The 17976-nt window shown below is 48.6% G+C and carries 12 protein-coding genes and 2 pseudogenes; 3 read left to right on the plus strand and 11 right to left on the minus strand.

Annotated features, from left to right (window positions below):
- Nucleotides 1–88: 88 nt before the first annotated feature.
- The 6 genes and pseudogenes from gltB to MIC7113_RS06945 form a co-directional block, all read right to left on the minus strand.
- Complete coding sequence (gene gltB, locus MIC7113_RS06915) at nt 89–4687, minus strand: glutamate synthase large subunit (protein ID WP_015181464.1); 4599 nt, start codon at nt 4685–4687, stop codon at nt 89–91.
- A gap of 529 nt (nt 4688–5216) precedes the next feature.
- Nucleotides 5217–5996, minus strand: a pseudogene (locus MIC7113_RS06920) (DUF3370 domain-containing protein); the annotation flags it as partial.
- Nucleotides 5997–6072: 76 nt separating this feature from the next.
- A complete protein-coding gene (locus tag MIC7113_RS06925) occupies nt 6073–6483 on the minus strand; it encodes a hypothetical protein (protein ID WP_015180238.1) in 411 nt (136 codons plus the stop codon).
- Nucleotides 6484–6562: 79 nt separating this feature from the next.
- Nucleotides 6563–7641 (minus strand): ISKra4-like element ISMic1 family transposase gene (locus MIC7113_RS06930; RefSeq protein WP_076612115.1). Its coding sequence is split into 2 segments (ribosomal slippage): nt 6563–7477 and nt 7480–7641, totalling 1077 coding nucleotides; the frame shifts between segments, so codons are not numbered across the junction.
- A 127-nt stretch (nt 7642–7768) separates the two neighbouring features.
- Nucleotides 7769–8449: pseudogene (locus tag MIC7113_RS06940) on the minus strand (DUF3370 family protein); the annotation flags it as partial.
- A 1017-nt stretch (nt 8450–9466) separates the two neighbouring features.
- Complete coding sequence (locus tag MIC7113_RS06945; protein WP_015181465.1) at nt 9467–9739, minus strand: helix-turn-helix domain-containing protein; 273 nt, start codon at nt 9737–9739, stop codon at nt 9467–9469.
- 134 nt (nt 9740–9873) lie between these two features.
- On the opposite strand from MIC7113_RS06945, the gene MIC7113_RS06950 reads away from it, so the two are divergent.
- The 3 genes from MIC7113_RS06950 to MIC7113_RS06960 all read left to right on the plus strand — a co-directional run bounded on the left by MIC7113_RS06950 (nt 9874) and on the right by MIC7113_RS06960 (nt 12545).
- On the plus strand, nt 9874–10128 hold the full coding sequence (locus MIC7113_RS06950) for a hypothetical protein (RefSeq protein ID WP_015181466.1): 255 nt from the start codon (nt 9874–9876) through the stop codon (nt 10126–10128).
- 273 nt (nt 10129–10401) lie between these two features.
- Nucleotides 10402–11769 (plus strand): DUF2157 domain-containing protein, encoded by a 1368-nt coding sequence (locus tag MIC7113_RS06955; protein ID WP_015181467.1) that lies wholly within the window; start codon nt 10402–10404, stop codon nt 11767–11769.
- 41 nt (nt 11770–11810) lie between these two features.
- Nucleotides 11811–12545: a GDYXXLXY domain-containing protein gene (locus tag MIC7113_RS06960; RefSeq protein ID WP_015181468.1), complete on the plus strand. Its 735-nt coding sequence runs from the start codon at nt 11811–11813 to the stop codon at nt 12543–12545.
- Between the two features lie 212 nt (nt 12546–12757).
- Here the strand turns inward: MIC7113_RS06960 and MIC7113_RS06965 are convergent, their stop codons facing one another.
- The 5 genes from MIC7113_RS06965 to MIC7113_RS06985 all read right to left on the minus strand — a co-directional run bounded on the left by MIC7113_RS06965 (nt 12758) and on the right by MIC7113_RS06985 (nt 17951).
- Nucleotides 12758–12994 carry a hypothetical protein gene (locus MIC7113_RS06965; protein ID WP_015181469.1) on the minus strand — a complete coding sequence of 79 codons (237 nt, stop codon included), beginning with the start codon at nt 12992–12994 and terminating at the stop codon, nt 12758–12760.
- Between the two features lie 96 nt (nt 12995–13090).
- On the minus strand, nt 13091–14908 hold the full coding sequence (gene sppA, locus MIC7113_RS06970) for a signal peptide peptidase SppA (protein ID WP_015181470.1): 1818 nt from the start codon (nt 14906–14908) through the stop codon (nt 13091–13093).
- Between the two features lie 147 nt (nt 14909–15055).
- Nucleotides 15056–16084, minus strand: coding sequence for a type 2 isopentenyl-diphosphate Delta-isomerase (gene fni / locus MIC7113_RS06975; protein ID WP_015181471.1), 1029 nt, complete (start codon nt 16082–16084; stop codon nt 15056–15058).
- Nucleotides 16085–16153: 69 nt separating this feature from the next.
- The gene (pyrR, locus tag MIC7113_RS06980; protein WP_015181472.1) at nt 16154–16705 is read right to left on the minus strand and encodes a bifunctional pyr operon transcriptional regulator/uracil phosphoribosyltransferase PyrR; all 552 of its coding nucleotides are present in this window, start codon (nt 16703–16705) and stop codon (nt 16154–16156) included.
- A 163-nt stretch (nt 16706–16868) separates the two neighbouring features.
- Nucleotides 16869–17951 carry a peptidoglycan-binding domain-containing protein gene (locus MIC7113_RS06985; protein ID WP_015181473.1) on the minus strand — a complete coding sequence of 361 codons (1083 nt, stop codon included), beginning with the start codon at nt 17949–17951 and terminating at the stop codon, nt 16869–16871.
- Between the last annotated feature and the right edge of the window lie 25 nt (nt 17952–17976).

Raw genomic sequence — 17976 nt, forward strand, 5'->3', positions numbered from 1 at the left:
CGGGGTTGCCTCCAAGATTGCTGCCTCAGTGCGCTCAAACAAGGGGCTTAAGCCCCTTGTTTTATGGTTAGAATTTCACGATTGAATTCTAACTCCCACCAATACGAGCAACATCGCGGGCGTTTTCTTCAAACGCTGCCGTCAGCGCATCATCACCACTCAAGCCGGCGGCGATCGCCTTCTCAATCGCCTGCAACACACGCTTGTAATCCTTCGGCATCACCTTGACGAACTTCGGCACCATGTCTTTCCAAGAGGCAAGCACTTTGGATGCTTTCTCGCTCCCGGTGTAGTCGGCATGGCGCTGGATCATCTGGTACAAGTCGTCGATCTCTTCCGCATCTTCCAGGGTTTCTAGTCCAACCATTTGCTGGTTGCAGCGCGTGGCAAAGTCGCCTGCCTCATCGAGGATATAGGCAACGCCACCACTCATGCCTGCTGCAAAGTTGCGACCGGTTGCCCCTAGCACAACAACTTTACCGCCCGTCATGTATTCACAACCATGGTCACCAACGGCTTCAACCACCGTGTTCACACCGGAGTTACGGACGCAGAAACGCTCACCGGCCATCCCTCGGATGTAGGCTTCGCCACCGGTTGCCCCGTAGAAGGCAACATTACCCGCAATGATGTTTTCCTCGGCAACAAACGTGGAAGCCACGGGCGGATAGAGAATGATTTTACCGCCACTGAGACCCTTACCCAGGTAGTCATTGGCATCCCCTTCCAGTTCGAGGGTCACACCTTTCGGTACGAATGCGCCAAAACTTTGGCCTGCGCTGCCCTGGAAATGTAGATGTACCGTATCTTCTGGCAGTCCCTCCCAGTGGCGCTTGGTGATTTCGTTACCGAGGATGGTGCCAACCACACGGTTCACGTTCTTAATCGGTAACGTGGCTTTCACTTTTTCACCCTTCTCGATCGCCGGTTGGCACAAATCGAGCAGAGTGGTTATATCGAGGGATTTGTCAAGTCCGTGGTCTTGGGGGATTTGACAATAGCGACCCACCTCTGGCCCGACTTCCGGCTGATAAAGAATCTTCGAGAGGTCGAGGTTCTTTGCCTTCCAATGCTCCACAGCCTTCTTTGGCTCAAGGATATCGGTGCGACCGACCATTTCATTGATCGTGCGGAAACCGAGTTCTGCCATGAGTTCGCGGGCTTCCTGCGCGATGAACTTCATGAAGTTCACCGTGTGTTCCGGATCGCCAGTGAAGTTCTGACGCAGTTGCGGGTCTTGTGTGGCGACGCCAACTGGGCAAGTGTTGAGGTGGCACACGCGCATCATGATGCAGCCGAGGGTGACTAGAGGGGCGGTGGCAAACCCAAACTCCTCAGCACCCAGCAGTGCGGCAATGACCACGTCCCGTCCTGTCTTCATCTGACCATCGGTTTCGACCACAATCCGCGATCGCAAGTTGTTCAGAACCAAAGTCTGGTGGGTTTCCGCTAGTCCCAGTTCCCAAGGCAATCCGGCGTGCTTGATCGAAGTCTGGGGTGATGCGCCTGTCCCGCCGTCGTAACCGGAAATCAGGACAACATCAGCATGGGCTTTGGAAACACCAGCAGCAATAGTGCCAACGCCCACTTCGGACACCAACTTGACACTCACCCGTGCCTCGCGGTTGGCGTTCTTCAAGTCGTGAATCAACTCAGCCAGGTCTTCGATGGAGTAGATGTCGTGGTGCGGCGGTGGCGAAATCAGTCCCACGCCGGGGGTGGAGTGGCGCACCTTAGCAATCCATGGATACACCTTTTTGCCAGGAAGTTGTCCGCCTTCACCCGGTTTTGCCCCCTGCGCCATCTTAATCTGGAGTTCTTTGGCTTGGGACAAATAGAGGCTGGTCACACCAAAGCGACCGGATGCCACCTGTTTGATCGCGCTGTTCTTCGAGTCGCCCTGCTCATTCGTCCAAGTATAACGGTCTGGGTCTTCACCCCCTTCACCGGTGTTGGATTTGCCACCGAGGCGGTTCATGGCGATCGCTAAGGCTTCGTGTGTTTCCTTTGAGATGGAACCATAGCTCATCGCACCCGTTTTAAAGCGCTTGACGATCGCCTCAACGGGTTCCACTTCCTCAATGGGCACGGGTTCGCGCGGCTTGAATTCCAACAGTCCGCGCAGCGTGAAGTGCCTTTGGTTCTGCTCATTCACCAGCCCTGCATATTGCTTGTAAAGGTCGTAACTACCGACCCGTACTGCCTTTTGCAGCGTGTGGATAGTCTCCGGACTAAATAGGTGCGCCTCTCCACCTTTACGCCACTGATATTCACCACCGACATCCAGAGTGTGACCATTGGCTGGACGGTCAGGGAAAGCCTGAGAGTGCCGTAAAATCGCTTCTTGGGCAATGACTTCGAGGTCTGCCCCCTGAATCCGTGATGCTGTCCAACTAAAGTATTTGTCAATCACTGATTGGTTGAGTCCAATCGCCTCGAAAATCTGGGCACCCCGATAACTCTGAATCGTGGAGATGCCAATCTTGGAGGCGACCTTCACCACACCTTTCGTCGCAGCTTTGACGTAGTTTTTACAGGCTGTTTTGTGGTCAATGTTGACCAGCAAGCCTTCGTGGATCATGTCCGCGATCGTCTCGAAGGCGAGATAGGGATTGATCGCACCGCAGCCGTAGCCAATCAGGGTTGCATAATGATGCACCTCACGGGGTTCACCGGATTCGAGGACAAGTCCGACTCTGGTGCGTGTGCCTTCGCGGATCAGGTGGTGATGCAGCCCGGAAACTGCCATCAAGGCTGGAATCGGGGCGTTATCGGGGTTCACACCGCGATCGCTGAGGATGATCAGATTCACGCCTGCTTCAATGGCACGGTTCGCCTGGGCGCAAATCTCTTCCATCGCCGTTTCCAGTCCCTTCACACCCTGTTTCGGGTCGAATAGAATCGGCAGGGTAACGGATTTAAACTGACCCTCGTTGATGTGCTTGAGCTTCGCCAGTTCTTCGTTACTCAGGATCGGTGTTTTCAGCTCGATCAGATGGCAACTCTCCGGTTCAGGCTTGAGCAAGTTGCGTTCCGAACCAATGGTTGTCTCCGCCGAGGTGATAATCTCTTCTCGGATGGAATCGATAGGTGGATTTGTAACCTGGGCAAATAGTTGCTGGAAATACTCGTAAAGCAGTTTGGGACGGTCAGACAAAACAGCCAGGGGGGTATCTGCACCCATGGCACCGACGGCTTCAACCCCATCACGAGCCATTGGCGTCAGCAGCAGGCGTAGCTCCTCAAAGGTATAACCAAAGGCCATCTGGCGCTGGAGTAGGGGTGGGGTTCCGGTGTCGGCTACGGTGTCCGCTACGGGTGCATCTTTCACCTGCGCGAGTTCGACCATGTGTTGGTTGATCCACTCGCGATAAGGGTGTTCGGTGGCAATTTTATGTTTAATCTCTTCATCGGCGACGATCCGACCCTCTTCCATGTCCACCAGGAACATCCGTCCGGGTTGCAGGCGACCTTTCAGGGCTACCCGTTCGGGTTCAATGGGCAATACACCGGCTTCGGAGGCCATGATCACCAGGTCATCTTTGGTGACGTAGTAACGCGAGGGGCGCAAACCGTTGCGATCCAGTACCGCACCCATCATGGTGCCATCGGTGAATGCGATCGAGGCAGGGCCGTCCCAGGGTTCCATCAGACAGGAGTGGTATTCGTAGAACGCCTTTTTCTCATCGCTCATCGACTCGTGGGCTGTCCACGGTTCGGGAATCATCATCATCATCGCATGGGGAAGCGATCGCCCCGCCAGTACGAGCAATTCCATGGCATTGTCGAAGATCAGCGAGTCACTCCCGTCCATGTTGATCACCGGCTGAATCTTCTTCATGTCCTCGCCGAATAACTCCGACTCGAACAGCGACTGCCTCGCGTGCATCCAGTTGATGTTGCCGCGTAGCGTGTTGATTTCGCCGTTATGGGCGATGTAACGATAGGGGTGACTTCGCTCCCAGCTTGGGAAGGTGTTGGTGCTGAACCGGGAGTGTACCAGTCCCAAGGCACTTTCCATATCCGGGTCTTGCAGGTCGGGGTAATACAATCCCACCTGTACCGGCATCAACATGCCTTTGTAAACAATGGTGCGACACGACAGGCTGGAGGGATACCAATAGGGGTCAATGTGGGTGGCGCGGATGGCGGTGTGAGACCGCTTGCGGATGACGTAGAGCTTCCGCTCGAATGCCATATCATCAGGCAGTTCAGGGTTGCGCTGGATGAATACCTGCTCCATGAACGGTTCGCTGGATTTCGCGGTATTACCCAGGGACGAGTTATCCGTGGGTACGTCGCGCCAGCCCAGAACCTGCTGACCTTCCTCAGCTACAATTTTTTCAAAAATCCGCCGACTCTGCTCTCGCTCAGCCGGATCGGGCGAGGAGTAAATCATACCCACGCCATACTGACCCGCTTCTGGCAGTGTGATGCTTTGGGCCGCTGCCACCTTTTTCAGGAACTTGTGCGGCACTTGCATCAAAATGCCTGCTCCGTCACCCGTATTCGTTTCACAACCACACGCACCCCGGTGGTCGAGGTTTAAGAGGATCGTCAGTGCCTGCTCTACGATCTCGTGCGACTTCTTCCCCTTCATGTGCACGATGAACCCGACACCACAGGCGTCGTGTTCAAACTGTGGATCGTATAGGCCCTGTTTTGGTGGCAGTTTGTTGCTGTTCATTTTGATGGCCTAAAAGTAGTAAAGAGAGTTTCATCTAGAGGGCGGGAAGCTGTCAACTCTAGCTAGTCAGGATTCTCTAACGAGAGCGGCATGTAGTCTTGAGATCTTAAGGAAATTGTCAGATCTGCCTACCGTCGGACTCCTGCAACGGTCAAATCCGATACCGATGAGCGCTAGAAGCCAGACCTCGGTAAGGCAGTCGGTGAAATTCTGAAATTTTCCAGCAACTATTACACGCTTTTTGACAACATCTGTAGAATTTTACGTTAATTCTTTAGGGGTGACAAATTCTGTTTTGTCGTTAGAGACAATAACTTTTAATCTTTTCATGATTGGGTCGTGACGGATGTTGATACGTAGGGTTTGATTCCTTGCCAAGCTGAAGTTTATTTATTCCCTAAAAAATGAGTATATACACCTAAGAAAGTCGCAAGGTACCCGGCTTATTCAAGAAGTCGGGTATCTGAACAGCCCCAGGAAAGTAACTCAATAAGATTGTTATATAGGCTCTAAAAAGTAATATAAACAATCACGGAATACGACTATTTATAGTTCTAATGGTTAGTACATGTGGAGGTGTTGAATCAGGAGGATAAATGAAGTCTAATTGCACCGATTTACGACTTCCGGGCGGCATTACCAACGTTTCCAAGGGTTCCAGAACCTCACTCGTGCGGTGCCATAAATGCACGTAGCGAGTCTTTTCCTGACCTTGATCATCTTTGTAGCGGAGGCGGACAGTCCCGCGCAAGAATGGCCAATCGCGGGGTGGTTTTTGGAACAGGAGTCCCCCCCGGCTCAATTTCTCCTCTTTTAAAGGAGTTTCAACGGTCAGAGCCACCTTTTGGGGTTTATCGGTGGGATTATAAAGAGGGATGTTCAGGTTATATTCAACAGCATAGTTTCCATGTGCTTCATAGGCCGTGTCGGGATAACGTACAAGCATTCGCGCTGTCTGATTTTGATTGGTACCTAGCCGTCCTCCCCGCAGGGTGTTGAGACCATAGGAAACAGCTTGACCAGATTGAGGAATGGTGAAATCTTTAGAGGTAGGGCTATCAACAATCTTTCCCTGCCACTTTGAGCCTTGTTGCACACCGGCAACACGACCATAAATCAGTTGACCACTGGTCTGTTCTGGGGGAGTGGGAGCTTTATCTCGTGGCCCTGCTAAACGGCCTGTATTTAGGAGAGTTTGCCATTCTTTTAAAGTCGGTGCTTTGTCACTACCATCGGGATTTTTTTTGGCAAACATGGTTAAACTAGCGGCATAAACCTGACCATTACTGTTTAATCGCATCAAAGCCGATGGGAGCATCCCAATTGTGCAAAAATAAAGGGACAGCCATTATTCGCGAGTAATAATCGCGAATACTTCGGGAGATTCAATCCTGCGGTTTTTCTTCCTCCTGCTCGGCTCCAGAAGTAATATCCAGCAAGCAATCATCTAGGGAACGGATGAGCTTCTGTATCTCATCGATAACAGAACGCCTAAAAACAGACATGACAGCATCTATATGGTCAGTAGTACCAGCTTTCCCCAGATGCTTGTATTTACTCAACTCTTCGGAGGTCGCGCATGGGAAGTATGGAGTCGGCACTTGTAATTTGTAGTACCAATATTTCTTATTATTTTGCCGAACTTGATAACGCGCTACCCAAGCCCCGGATGGAGCCAGCTCACCCTGTTTTAATATTTGTCTTTGTTGTTTTTCTAACGCTGCTATCGCCTTTTTAATACGCTCAAATCGAGCGAGTTTATCTCGCTCAATATCCTTGGAAGTCTTTCGAGGCATAAAGATAAATCCTAATTATTCGCGATTGTAACTCGCGAAAAAAAGCAGCGTGCTTCTTTTCATACTGTTTTTGGGTTTTTTAAGCGCTTGGAGCAAGCTGTCGATTCAGATAAGCGCACCGCAGTTGCAGCATTTGCGGTAAATTTTGGGACTTCCATTGAGCGCCGACTATTTGTAGCCGCTTGTCTATCTGTTTGACCGCAGACTCTACAGCTCCCGAAGCAATCGAACTTAATTGTTCGGCTTGAAAGTACATATAATTGACTAAGCGATGCCTATGTTTACGTAGATAACTTATAAAGTTAGTAGCCCCGACATAGTTAGTTTTCCGGAGTTTACTAATCGCTTCTTCGACCACTCCTTGCCACAAATCTGCTTCGATTTGTTCTAAAAACTTTTTCGATGCCTGAATTTTATAGAGGTTCTCTTTCAAATGATACCAGTCAAGAATTTCTTGTCGGGTCTGGTCGTCGGCTATTTGTGCAAATAGGTTCCACACCCCATCGTGTCCATCACCCAAGCAATAAATGGTTCGAGCCAGGTTTTGGCTGTTCACCCAATTAATTAGAGAAAAATTATCTTGAAAGAAGGCTCCGTAATATATTCCTTGTAGTCGTCCGGTTTTATACTCCTTCCAGTAGGCGGGTTTACCTTTTTCCTGTGAGCGTAAACGCACTTTCCCACCATCGAGACAAACTTCTGTCAGTTTTTGTTTAATATTAGGTGGCGATAGCTCTACTTTCTGGGCTTGGCGATGATGAGTGCTGTGACCTACTTCTACCCCGGTCAAGACTTTCAGGTCATTCTCTGCATCTTGAAATGATTCATTTGCTGCAAGTAATAAACAGCATTTTTCCAGAAGAGGACTTAACCGTCGATACGGCTCAATTCCTAAACGTGACGCTTGTTTTTGAGTGATTTTTATCCGACCCACACAACTTCTTATCGTTCGGATGCGTCCCGATTCTGTTCCCGTCTTTTCTCCGATAAAAAAAAGGTTATTTGGGGGCTGACATGTTCTAGCACTTGGTCGCGCACCGCTGTTTCAATACCCTCTAACGTCTCAATTTTCTCTTGTGGAGTATTTTTATAGAGAATTTTAGCTATCGCCTTGATATGGTCGGCTAAAAGTTTTTTGTCTTCTGGTGTCATTGTCATAAAGAGGCTCCCTAACTAATTAAATTGTCGCAGTTAGGGCAACATCCGCCTAGTCGGCCTTTATTCGCGAGTAAAAATCGCGAATAAACTTCCCGTTCTCTTGCCTTCTTGCAAAATTGGGATGCTCCCAAGCCGATCGCCCATTAATTGGCTTTTCTAAATTCCCCACAGGTGTGGGATGATTCAGCAACATCCGGCTTTGTCCCGGTGGAATCACCAATTTTGCTGGAAAATCCGCCTGTCGTTTACCTTGGAGGACGTCGTGTACGGCGCGATCGCCTGGGCCAGCATAAGCCGTATTGTTCGGATTTTCTTGATAGGTGGGTAAGGGAATGTAAGGTGCTTCTTGCGTCAGATAAGTTGCCCCTTGCAGCACATCGACTGTTACGGGTTGTTTGCCTGGATTATGTAAAATAAATCCTAGATAAAAGGTCTGTAAATCTTTGGGAGTATGAGTTTGGTGGTGAAGAAATACATCAAATCGTCCCTGAAATGGAAAGTTGAGATGAGCGGCTGGAACCGCTTTTCCACTTGGGGGAAAGGTAGACAGTAAAATCCCTTCCATCTTCACCCATTCCGGGCTATTACTATTAAACATCGGTACTGTATCCAACTGACCGGGTAAAGCTTTCACGGGTTGGGGTTGTACGATGATTTGAGGTGTTGGCTTCGGTGTGGGTGTTGTTTGGGCTAAGGCTTCTGAAAGAGGTGCAGATTTTTTGGCGAATAACCAAGACGCACCACCACCTGCAAGAGCAAGAACTAGGAGGTAAATGATAGGAGGAAGATTAAATTTTTTCTGAGTCATAAGAATTGAAGCCTGACACCGATTATTCGATTTTCTTCTTTCTGATTCCACAGCGCCTTCACCAGATTGGGTGAGAAGGCGATCGCATGTTCCGCGCTGAAAGATGACAATCTTTTGTCCCTACAAGTTCCTTAAAGGGTGTCTTTTAGCAGTCAGCTAGAGCGCCGATACAGAAATAGTCGATAGAGCGTTTTTCTCCTGGAAAGGCGAAGCATTGGGACACGAACTGGGGTTTGAGCGATATAATTGTCGCCCAAATGCTTCGTCCCTACCCCTAATTTTCATTACTGAACCGGCACCTAAGTTTTGTTGAGGGATATAGGAGTTAAGCCCTGAGAGGGATGAACCGCTCTATGTCTTAAAAAGATGCTCCTCCAGCCTCGAACTACTGCCATCCGTTGCAACAACAATCTTTTGAGCCACAACTGGCATATCCCTGAAATTTATAGTGTATATTTGACTAGCCAGCAAATAACCCCAGTTTAAGCTGGGGTTATTTCAGTTATACCCTGTGGTAATTCAGGTACCTAACAGATGTCATGGACTCAGGTGGTTGTCGTTGCCTTCCGTGATTAATTATAACTTTATGAACTTTAGGGCTTATTTAAAGCTTGAATAAAAATGTTTTTAACTATTTATTGCTATAATCCGGACAATTTTGGCTGTAATCTAACTTATCTTTATAATCTAGGCAGTCTTGGCTATAATCTAACTTTTGAGCCAGCAATCTGTAACTAAAAGTACTTGTCTAATTGGGTTGGAATTGAGACTTTGCACCATTCTCAATAAGCCTTATAACCAGCCAAAAATTTAAGTTCTTGGCTAATAGCTCAAGTTAACTAACATGGACTAGAATTATTATTATTATCGAGTCGTCTTGAGACGACTTTAGCTATTAGCCAGGGGTTTAAACCCCTGGCAGGTTATTGCGACTGGTGCAAGATCTGAGTCTTAACCGAGCAGTATTGAGACTAATAAGAGCGATCGCACTCTAATAGATAGTAAAGCGTGACACCTCTACTCCTGCTCTTCAACTAACTCACCTAAATACAATTCCACAAACTTCTTTGCCGCAGCAGGTTCAATTCCCTTCAAAGCTTGAACTATCTCTACAATTGCCTCCCCAGAAGGGTCTGTTTGCTCGTGAAACCAACGAAAAACAATAGAACGATCCACGCTTAAAGCTACCGCCAACTTGTTTTGGCTAATCCGGTACGTTTCCAATGCCTGTTTGAGGGCTTTACCTGCTCTTCCCATGCCTCCGATCGCAAAGCGTGTCCTTTGCACCATCGTGTCAGAGGAGCATGACAGAGTAAATGTTGATTAATTGTCCTACTAATGTTGATTTATTATCCCACTTCAAGATAAACTTAGCGATGTTAGCAAATATATCAACATTGCAGTCAAAAATGAGGTAAACCCCAATGACTGAAGAATTTATCCGAGATACAGACAAAGTCCCCACTCCTGAAGCCCTCACCAATGCTTCCAGCAAATCCTCTCAACGTGGAGAACTGGTCAAAGTGCTAATTATTGGTTCTCCCAAAGGGGTCAACAATACAATTCGCACCTTGTACAGCCGAAGATTTGCCGAAGTTACCGCGTGGAGTCCCCTACAACCGACATCCAACCCCGGTGAGGTAATGAGCGTTTTGAGTCGGCAGATTCTGATTAAATAATTGCTTCAGAGCAAACGCTAGCGCACCCAGACTTTCACCAGTGCGTTAGCGCTGCGCTATCTAACTAAATACAGCGGATTTCAATTTGATGAGGTACATTTTGACCCCCCTAACCCCCCCTTATTAAAGGGGGAACTGTACTTCATTTACCTGAAATCTGCTGTAGATGAACAGTTAGGCGATCGCTTATCATCAAACCAAAAACAGAAGCCATGCCAACATCTCATCATAATGGATTAGTCTGCCTACACAGACTCTCCAGCCGAGGTTGTTATGCTTTCCGAGAAATTTCGTCGCCAGTTACGCCAAGAAGTAGAGCAATGGCGCACTGAAGAATTAATTGATGATTTTTTGTACCAACAACTATCCCAACGCTACCGATTTAGTGAGATTGAAGCATCTGCCCGTAACCGTTTCATCATCATTTTGCTGGGACTCGGTAGTGTCCTATTAGGCTTAGCCATCATCACCTTTGTCGCTGCGAATTGGCAAGCCTGGTCACGAGGACTAAAAGTTACCTTACTGTTGAGTGGGTTTGTGGGCATCAACACTGTCGGCTTCTACCTATGGCGACGCCCCACGGAAGGATGGCAACGCCGCTTGGGACAGGGCTTATTACTCTTAGGGGCTATGGTGCTAGGGGCAAATATGGCGCTAATGTCCCAAATGTTTCACCAGAGTGGGTTGCTGTATCAGTTGTATCTGGTTTGGGGCTTGGGCGTCTTAGCCATGGCTTATTGCCTACGGTTGACATTGTTGGGCATGTTGTCCGCCCTCTTAATTGGGCTAGGGTATTTGACGTATCTGTGGGGTCCCTCAGAATTTGGCACTCTAGACGAGTTTTCTTGGCTGCGACTGATGGTGCAATATATGCCCGTGTTAGCAGGTTTGCTGTTTATCCCTCTAGCTTACTGGTGCCGATCGCGCTGGCTGTTTCGTATTGGTGCGATCGCGATGGTTTTTTCCCTAGAGACTAGCTTAATTCGCCTGGATGTGATAGGTTCATCCGGTTGGATGGCGGCGATCGCTTGTGCCCTACCCCCTGCACTTTTATGGGCTTATAGTGATTCCCAATGGAAAATTCCACCGACAGCCGAGTCATTCGATGGCATAGCCCGGACTCTTGCCGTCACCTTTCTCAGTCTTCTGTTTTATGTCCTCTCATTCCTGGGTATATGGAACACGCCATCAGGACTGTCTGCTGATGTCAGCTCAAATCTACCGTTTCCTTTGCAAGTCGATATCCTGCTTTTAAGCAGCTTTACTCTCTGGGAATGGGGGCGACTGTTACTGTTGCGTCGAGTCAATCTGACAACAAGCCTTGTCGCTGGCATGATTGTCCTCAGTGCCTTCGTTCCCTATTGGCATTTAAGCGTCAGTAGAAGTCCAGCCGTGGCGGTGCTAATCTTCAACCTACTCTTATTTCTGCTGGCGGTGGGTTTAATTCGTAAAGGATTAGCACAGGGAGAACGGCGCTTATTTTGGGGGGGGATGGTGCTACTCACTCTACAGATTTTCAGTCGAATGCTGGAATATAACACCGATTTACTGTTTAAATCCTTCGTCTTGCTCTTGTGTGGTTTGGGCGTGATTGCCGCCGGATTATGGTTTGAGCGCTACGTCCGAACCATGAGAAGTTAGAACGTGAAACTTTTAACCGGCCAACTCTCAACGTTCAACTCATGACTGCTACCTCAGAATCTCCCCCTCCCACACCTGAATCTCCTCGTCCCATCTCTATCTGGCGATTTTGGGCACCTCTTTTATTTCAAACGGCGCTAATTCTTGCCGTGCCAGCTCAAGCTGTTTACACTCAACTCACTGGCAAAACCGTTATCCTCCAAACCATACCCGTAGACCCTTATGAACTCTTGCGGGGCTACTCCCAGACATTGAGATATGACATTTCGATTCAGGATAATTTACGTAAGCTTCCGGGTTGGCGGAAATTGCCCAAAAACCTGGCTAATGGGAAGGATCTCGCCTTTATCCAGCCCGGTACTTACGTCTATGTAATTTTGCAAGCCCCAAAACCACCCGCAACCCCGGCTTCAACTCAACTACCAAAAGCTTGGAAGCCGATAGCCATCAGCCACGTTAGCCCTTCCCAACTTCCTGCGAATCAAGTGGCTCTCAAAGGATTGGCTAAACATGGCTTTGTCGAGTACGGACTGGAAACTTACTACATCCCTGAAGACCAACGGGAGCAAATTAACGCCGATTTACGTGCAGCTCGTTCAGACAACCCGAACGAGTCACCTCAAATTTTACAGCCAGTGGAGCCAAGTCAGCGATCACTCAAACCGCCCATTGTGATGGAAATTAAGGTTAGTGCCCAAGGTGACAGTGTCCCCGTTAGCCTTTGGGCACGGGTGAGGCAAGGCTCCAAACAGTGGGTTCGCAACTATCGTTTCTGAGGACTGGAGACTGGAAGAAGAGTTTAGGACTTACGCCAAGCCTCGAGCTGTACGGTGTATTAACGTAGCGCACCTGACCGCTATAGATGGTGTCGTTGGGTAAGTCCTGATTGGAAAGTTGAATGTTGGCAGGGAAAGGAGGTTGATGCGTTCAAACCTACCCCTACGGGGAACGCTCTCGCGTTCAACCTTCAATCCAATCCCCACATCTATCACGGACGCTTCACTTGGAAAGCGGCACCAACCGCCGCGCCAGCGCCTGCTAATAAGCCAACACTCATGCCTTGAATGGTTTTGGTTACTGGGTCTTGGGTTAGGCACTCGCTCGTCAGATGCTCAGCTTGCAAGCACTGATTAGTAGAGGCCCAGCTCGCCGTTCCTCCAAGAATGACGCCTGCTACACTACAGGCTGCAATCAGAATCAGGAAGCGCTTATTTTTTATACCCATGGATAGATGTGTAAAGTCTTAGTTGGTGAAATGTCTTCATCTACTTTACTCATCTTCTCGTCAAATGTAACCGTATTTTCACTGAATTTTGGTTGACTAATCAATCCGCCAGTTAAAAGGCAGACGCGCATAAATGCTTTTAGGGTCGTTCAGAGCTTGGAAAATGACCAAATCTCCTTGTAATTTCATAAATTCTGCCGTTAATGGATCAGAAATTTTCGGGCTTTGGACGCTTACCTTGCCAATCAGTTTCTTCAAAATCCGTTCTTCCAAGCTCCGAGATTGTGAATACTCTTCCACTTCCCAATCCTCGCCCAGCTTGGCTTGTTGGGCTGCATATTGGATGGCATCCTCAATACCCCCAAACTTATCCACCAAACCCAACTGCTTGGCTTCTTGACCCGACCAAACCCGTCCCTGAGCAATTTGTGCCACTTTTTGCTTCGGCAGTTTTCGAGCCTGTGCTACCTTATCAAGAAATTGATCATAAATCTGATTGACGATTTTTTGCGCGATCGCTAACTCTTGGGGAGTCTTGGGACGGAAGATGGTGCGGCTGTCGGCAAACTGACTCGTTTTAACCACATCCCAGCTCAAACCATTATCGGTACCGAGCTTTTGGATATTAAACTGCAACCCAAAAACCCCAATCGAACCCGTAATCGTATTGGGTTCGGCAAAAATATGATCCGCTCCCGTCGCAATCCAGTAGCCACCCGAAGCCGCATAGTCCCCCATGGAGACAATCACCGGCTTTTCTTTACGGGTTAAAAGAACCTCCCGTTGAATCCTCTCTGAACCGGTGACGCTACCTCCAGGACTATTAATTCGTAACACCACCGCCTTTACGTCTTCATCCTGTCGCACTTCACGCAGTCGTTTGGCAAAGGTGTCACCCCCGACTTGCTGCACACCGCCTTGACCATCAACAATTTCACCCTCAGCATAGACAATAGCAATCTTATTTTTAGAATTGCGTGGCTGGAAGTCAGGGCTTTGAGCTTTGGTATAAGTGGAGAAGGAAATTTGTCGGAATGATTTATCCTCTTCGTCACTATCGGTGAGCTTTTTCAAATCAGCGACTATTTCATCGAGGTAGGCAACTCGATCCACCAAGCGACGTTGACGCGCCTCTGATGCTGTAAACTCCCCTTGAGTATTGGCGATCGCTTGTAGCTGTTGAGGAGGAATTTTACGGTTTTCCCCAACCGTTGCGAGAAATTCACCCCAAAGTGTACTTAATAAGGTTTGAGTTTGTTGTCGATTCTCCGGACTGAGCTTTTTGAGAATAAACGGTTCCACCGCTGATTTAAATTTCCCCACCCGGATCACCTGCACCCCAACGCCATATTTTTCCATCGCCCCTGTATAAAATATGGGCTGAGAGCTAAAGCCATTGAGTTCCACAGTTCCCATCGGGTTGAGAACAAGGGTATCTGCCACTGAACTCAGGTAATATTCCCGCTTCTCTAAGTCCACATCGTAGGCAATAATTTTTTTCCCAGCCGCTTTAAAACGCTCCAGCGCTTGGCGAACTTCTTTGAGCGTTGCCAATCCAGTACTCATGCCACCCGCGTTGCGACTTCCGTCTAGGTAGATGGCGATAATTCGCTTGTCTTGACGTGCCTTGTCGAGAGTCTCTAAAACTGTGCGTAGGGTCACTGATTTGGCCTTTTCGCCCGAAAGTGCTTCCCCAATCACATCGCTAGTGCTGGAAGTCGGTACACTATCGGTAATATTTAAGGATAAATCGAAAACCAGTACGGATTTATCTTTAACTTCCGGACCCGTATCTTTAACCGCCGCCGCAATCAGTAAAAACAGCAGTCCGCCTGTTCCTAAGCTAAAAAACAAAATCAGACCTGCAAGGCTACCAATTGTGCTTGCAAAAGTTTGCTTGAGAAATTGATTCATTTACGGTGAGGAGTAGGCAGTGGTCAGTGGAACGTAGGGGATGAACAGTTGGGAGAGCTACCTCAGGGCAGTACCCTTACGCCCTCAGTTTTGAATCAAGAACTCGACTTGCAATTCGTAATTCGTAATTCCCAACGCTCTATACCTTTATGCTAGCTTTTGCAAGACGTTAGAGTGCTGGAGCTGAGCTAAAGTAGCGTTACTGGTGCAAAAAAGGACGGTGGTGAGTTCGGCGATTAATAGCTGCACCAAGGCATCGACGGCTTCGGTTGACTCAGCGGCAGCTTGTAAGAAGGGCCATGCCAAACCGCCAAGATCGGCACCTAATGCGATCGCCTTTGCCACATCTAAGCCATTCCGCAATCCCCCAGACGCAATTAACGGCAGCTTCGGGGCAATCGCTCGAATATCGACAATGCACTCCGCCGTTGGCAGTCCCCAGTCGGCAAAGGTTAGTCCCAAGCGGCGCTGTTGTTCGTTTAAGGCTCGCTCACTTTCTACCTTCGCCCAAGATGTGCCACCCGCCCCAGCCACATCAATGGCACTGACTCCCGCCTCGATTAGCTTTTGCGCCATGGCGGCTGAAATGCCATTTCCTACTTCTTTGACAATCACGGGGACTGGGAGCTTATTACACAAATTGTGAATTTTGTCAATTAATCCTCTAAAATTAATGTCCCCGTTAGGCTGAATGCACTCTTGTAAAGGATTGAGATGCAAAATTAAGGCATCGGCTTCTAAAAGTTCAACCACGCGCAGACACTCATCAAGTCCGTAACTGTAATTCAGTTGAACAGCACCGAGATTCGCTAATAAGAGGATATCAGGAGCTTGCGATCGCACGGCAAAGGTATCGGCAACCTGGGGATTCTCGACCGCAACCCGTTGGGAACCCACCCCCATCGCCAGCTTATACTGTTGGGCTATCTCAGCCAGACGAAAATTGATCGTCTTCGCTTGTTGGGTACCACCGGTCATCGAAGAAATCAGCAAGGGAACTCCCAGCGATTTGCCCAAGAAGGTAGTTGTTAGATCAATCTCACTACGGTTCAGTTCGGGTAAACAACAGTGGGTGAAGCGGTAACGTTCCAATCCATTCGTATTTTTATGAAATTGTACGTCTTCCTCCAGGCAAATCCTGAGGTGGTCTGCCTTCCGCGTCTGGGTTTCTCTCATAATTCAAAAATTGAACAATCTCGATTGTCCCATCGAGATTGCACCTCATCCCGCTTAATCACTCAAAACTCACCCATCAGACTTAGACGCTCTCATTAACTCCACACCATCCCGCCCATCGATATCTTGGAAATACACCTTCACCTGCTCTTCAGAAGCCGTTGATAAATGCTTACCGATGAAGTCAGGATGAATGGGTAACTCACGATGACCTCTATCGACCAAAACCAATAACCGAATCACTTGGGGTCTACCGTATTCCGTTACCGCATTTAGAGCGGCGCGAATCGTCCGTCCTTTATAAATGACATCATCCACAAGAATGACTGTTTTGCCAGACAAATCGCAAGCAATATCGCTTTTTGCAGGTGTTCGTAGTTCAATCTGATCCAAATCATCTCGATAAAAGGTAATATCTAGCGCGCCTAAAGGCACCGACACCTGCTCTAAAACTTCAATCTGACGCACCAGTAGCTGAGCGAGAACGACACCCCGGGTGTAAATACCCACCAGTACCAATTGAGACAAATCTCCCGATTGCTCAATGATTTGCGAGGCCAAACGGTTGACCGTGCGGCGTAGTTCTTCAGCGGAAAGAATATTAACAATTTGAGTAGACATCCTGATGGGTTGATTAATCGCTACCGAAAGGCAAGCTGCATCAGAAAAATTCTATCTGTCATCTCTAAGAGAAAGAAATTTTTCCCAGCCCTCACTATATTTATACGCTTGGGAGGTATTCGGCTGTATGAATGGGCGAGTTGCGATCGCTTCCTACTGCCCTTTAAGCAATCGCTGTACGATTACGATGGGGAGAAACGTTCTGTAATGCCCCTAAAGTGGTTGGCCCAGCAATGCCATTGACACTTAATCCTCTAGATCTCTGAAATTTTCTCACGGCTGCCTCCGTCAACTCCCCATAGTAGCCAGTCACAGGCCCGTTATAAACACCCACAGCTCTCAATCGATTTTGCAGTTGGCTCACAGCCTGACCCTGGCTACCTCGCCGAAGTATAGTTGTCGAGTTACTGCCAAGATTACCCTGTAATGCCGCCAAGGTCGTTGGGTCAGCAATGCCATTCACCCTCAGTCTCCGAGAACGCTGAAAATCTCTGACGGCGGACTCCGTTAACTCACTATAAAATCCAGTGATTGGCCCTTGGTAGAAACCTAAAGCGCTTAACCGATTTTGCAGTTGAGTGACAGCCGAACCACTGTTACCAAACTGTAGCTGTGTGCCTGTCAGGATGGCACCGATGTCAGAATTACCCCCTAAAGCTGACAAGGTATTGGAGCCAGCCATCCCATCGATTGATAATCCCTTGGCTTGCTGAAATTTCCTCACCGCTTCCTCGGTTAACCCACCATAGTATCCCGTCACCGGTCCTTGGTAGAATCCTTGGGCTTTTAAGGTAGTTTGCAACTGGGTGACAGAGGTTCCCCGGCTGCCGCGTCGCAACAAGATATCGATGGGCAGGCTACTCCTACCGCCAGATGTGCCATATAAAACAGATATGGTGTTGGGTCCTGCAATCCCATCCACAGGTAATCCCTGATCTTGCTGAAATCGTCTAACGGCTTCCTGGGTGGTCGATCCGTAGAATCCAGTAATCTGTCCTTTGTAGAAGCCAGCGGCTGTCAATTTTTGCTGAAGAGCCGTGACTTGTGAACCCTGATTGCCTGTTTGAAGGGCTAAAGCGCTACTACTGGCAATCCCCAACACCGCTAAGGAGATGGCTATTGCGCCCAAATGTATCCAGGCGGAACTCGGCAGTTTTTTCCAGTTGAACTGCTCAAAGCACCTGATTTGTGTGCTTTCGAGGCTTTCAGAAGATGCCGCCAAATGTACGTAAGCAAGTGTTTCCATCGCTTGGCTACCCGACTTTTACTAA

Origin of the sequence: Allocoleopsis franciscana PCC 7113 (assembly GCF_000317515.1) — a bacterium.
GTDB classification, from domain to species: Bacteria; Cyanobacteriota; Cyanobacteriia; order Cyanobacteriales; family Coleofasciculaceae; genus Allocoleopsis; species Allocoleopsis franciscana.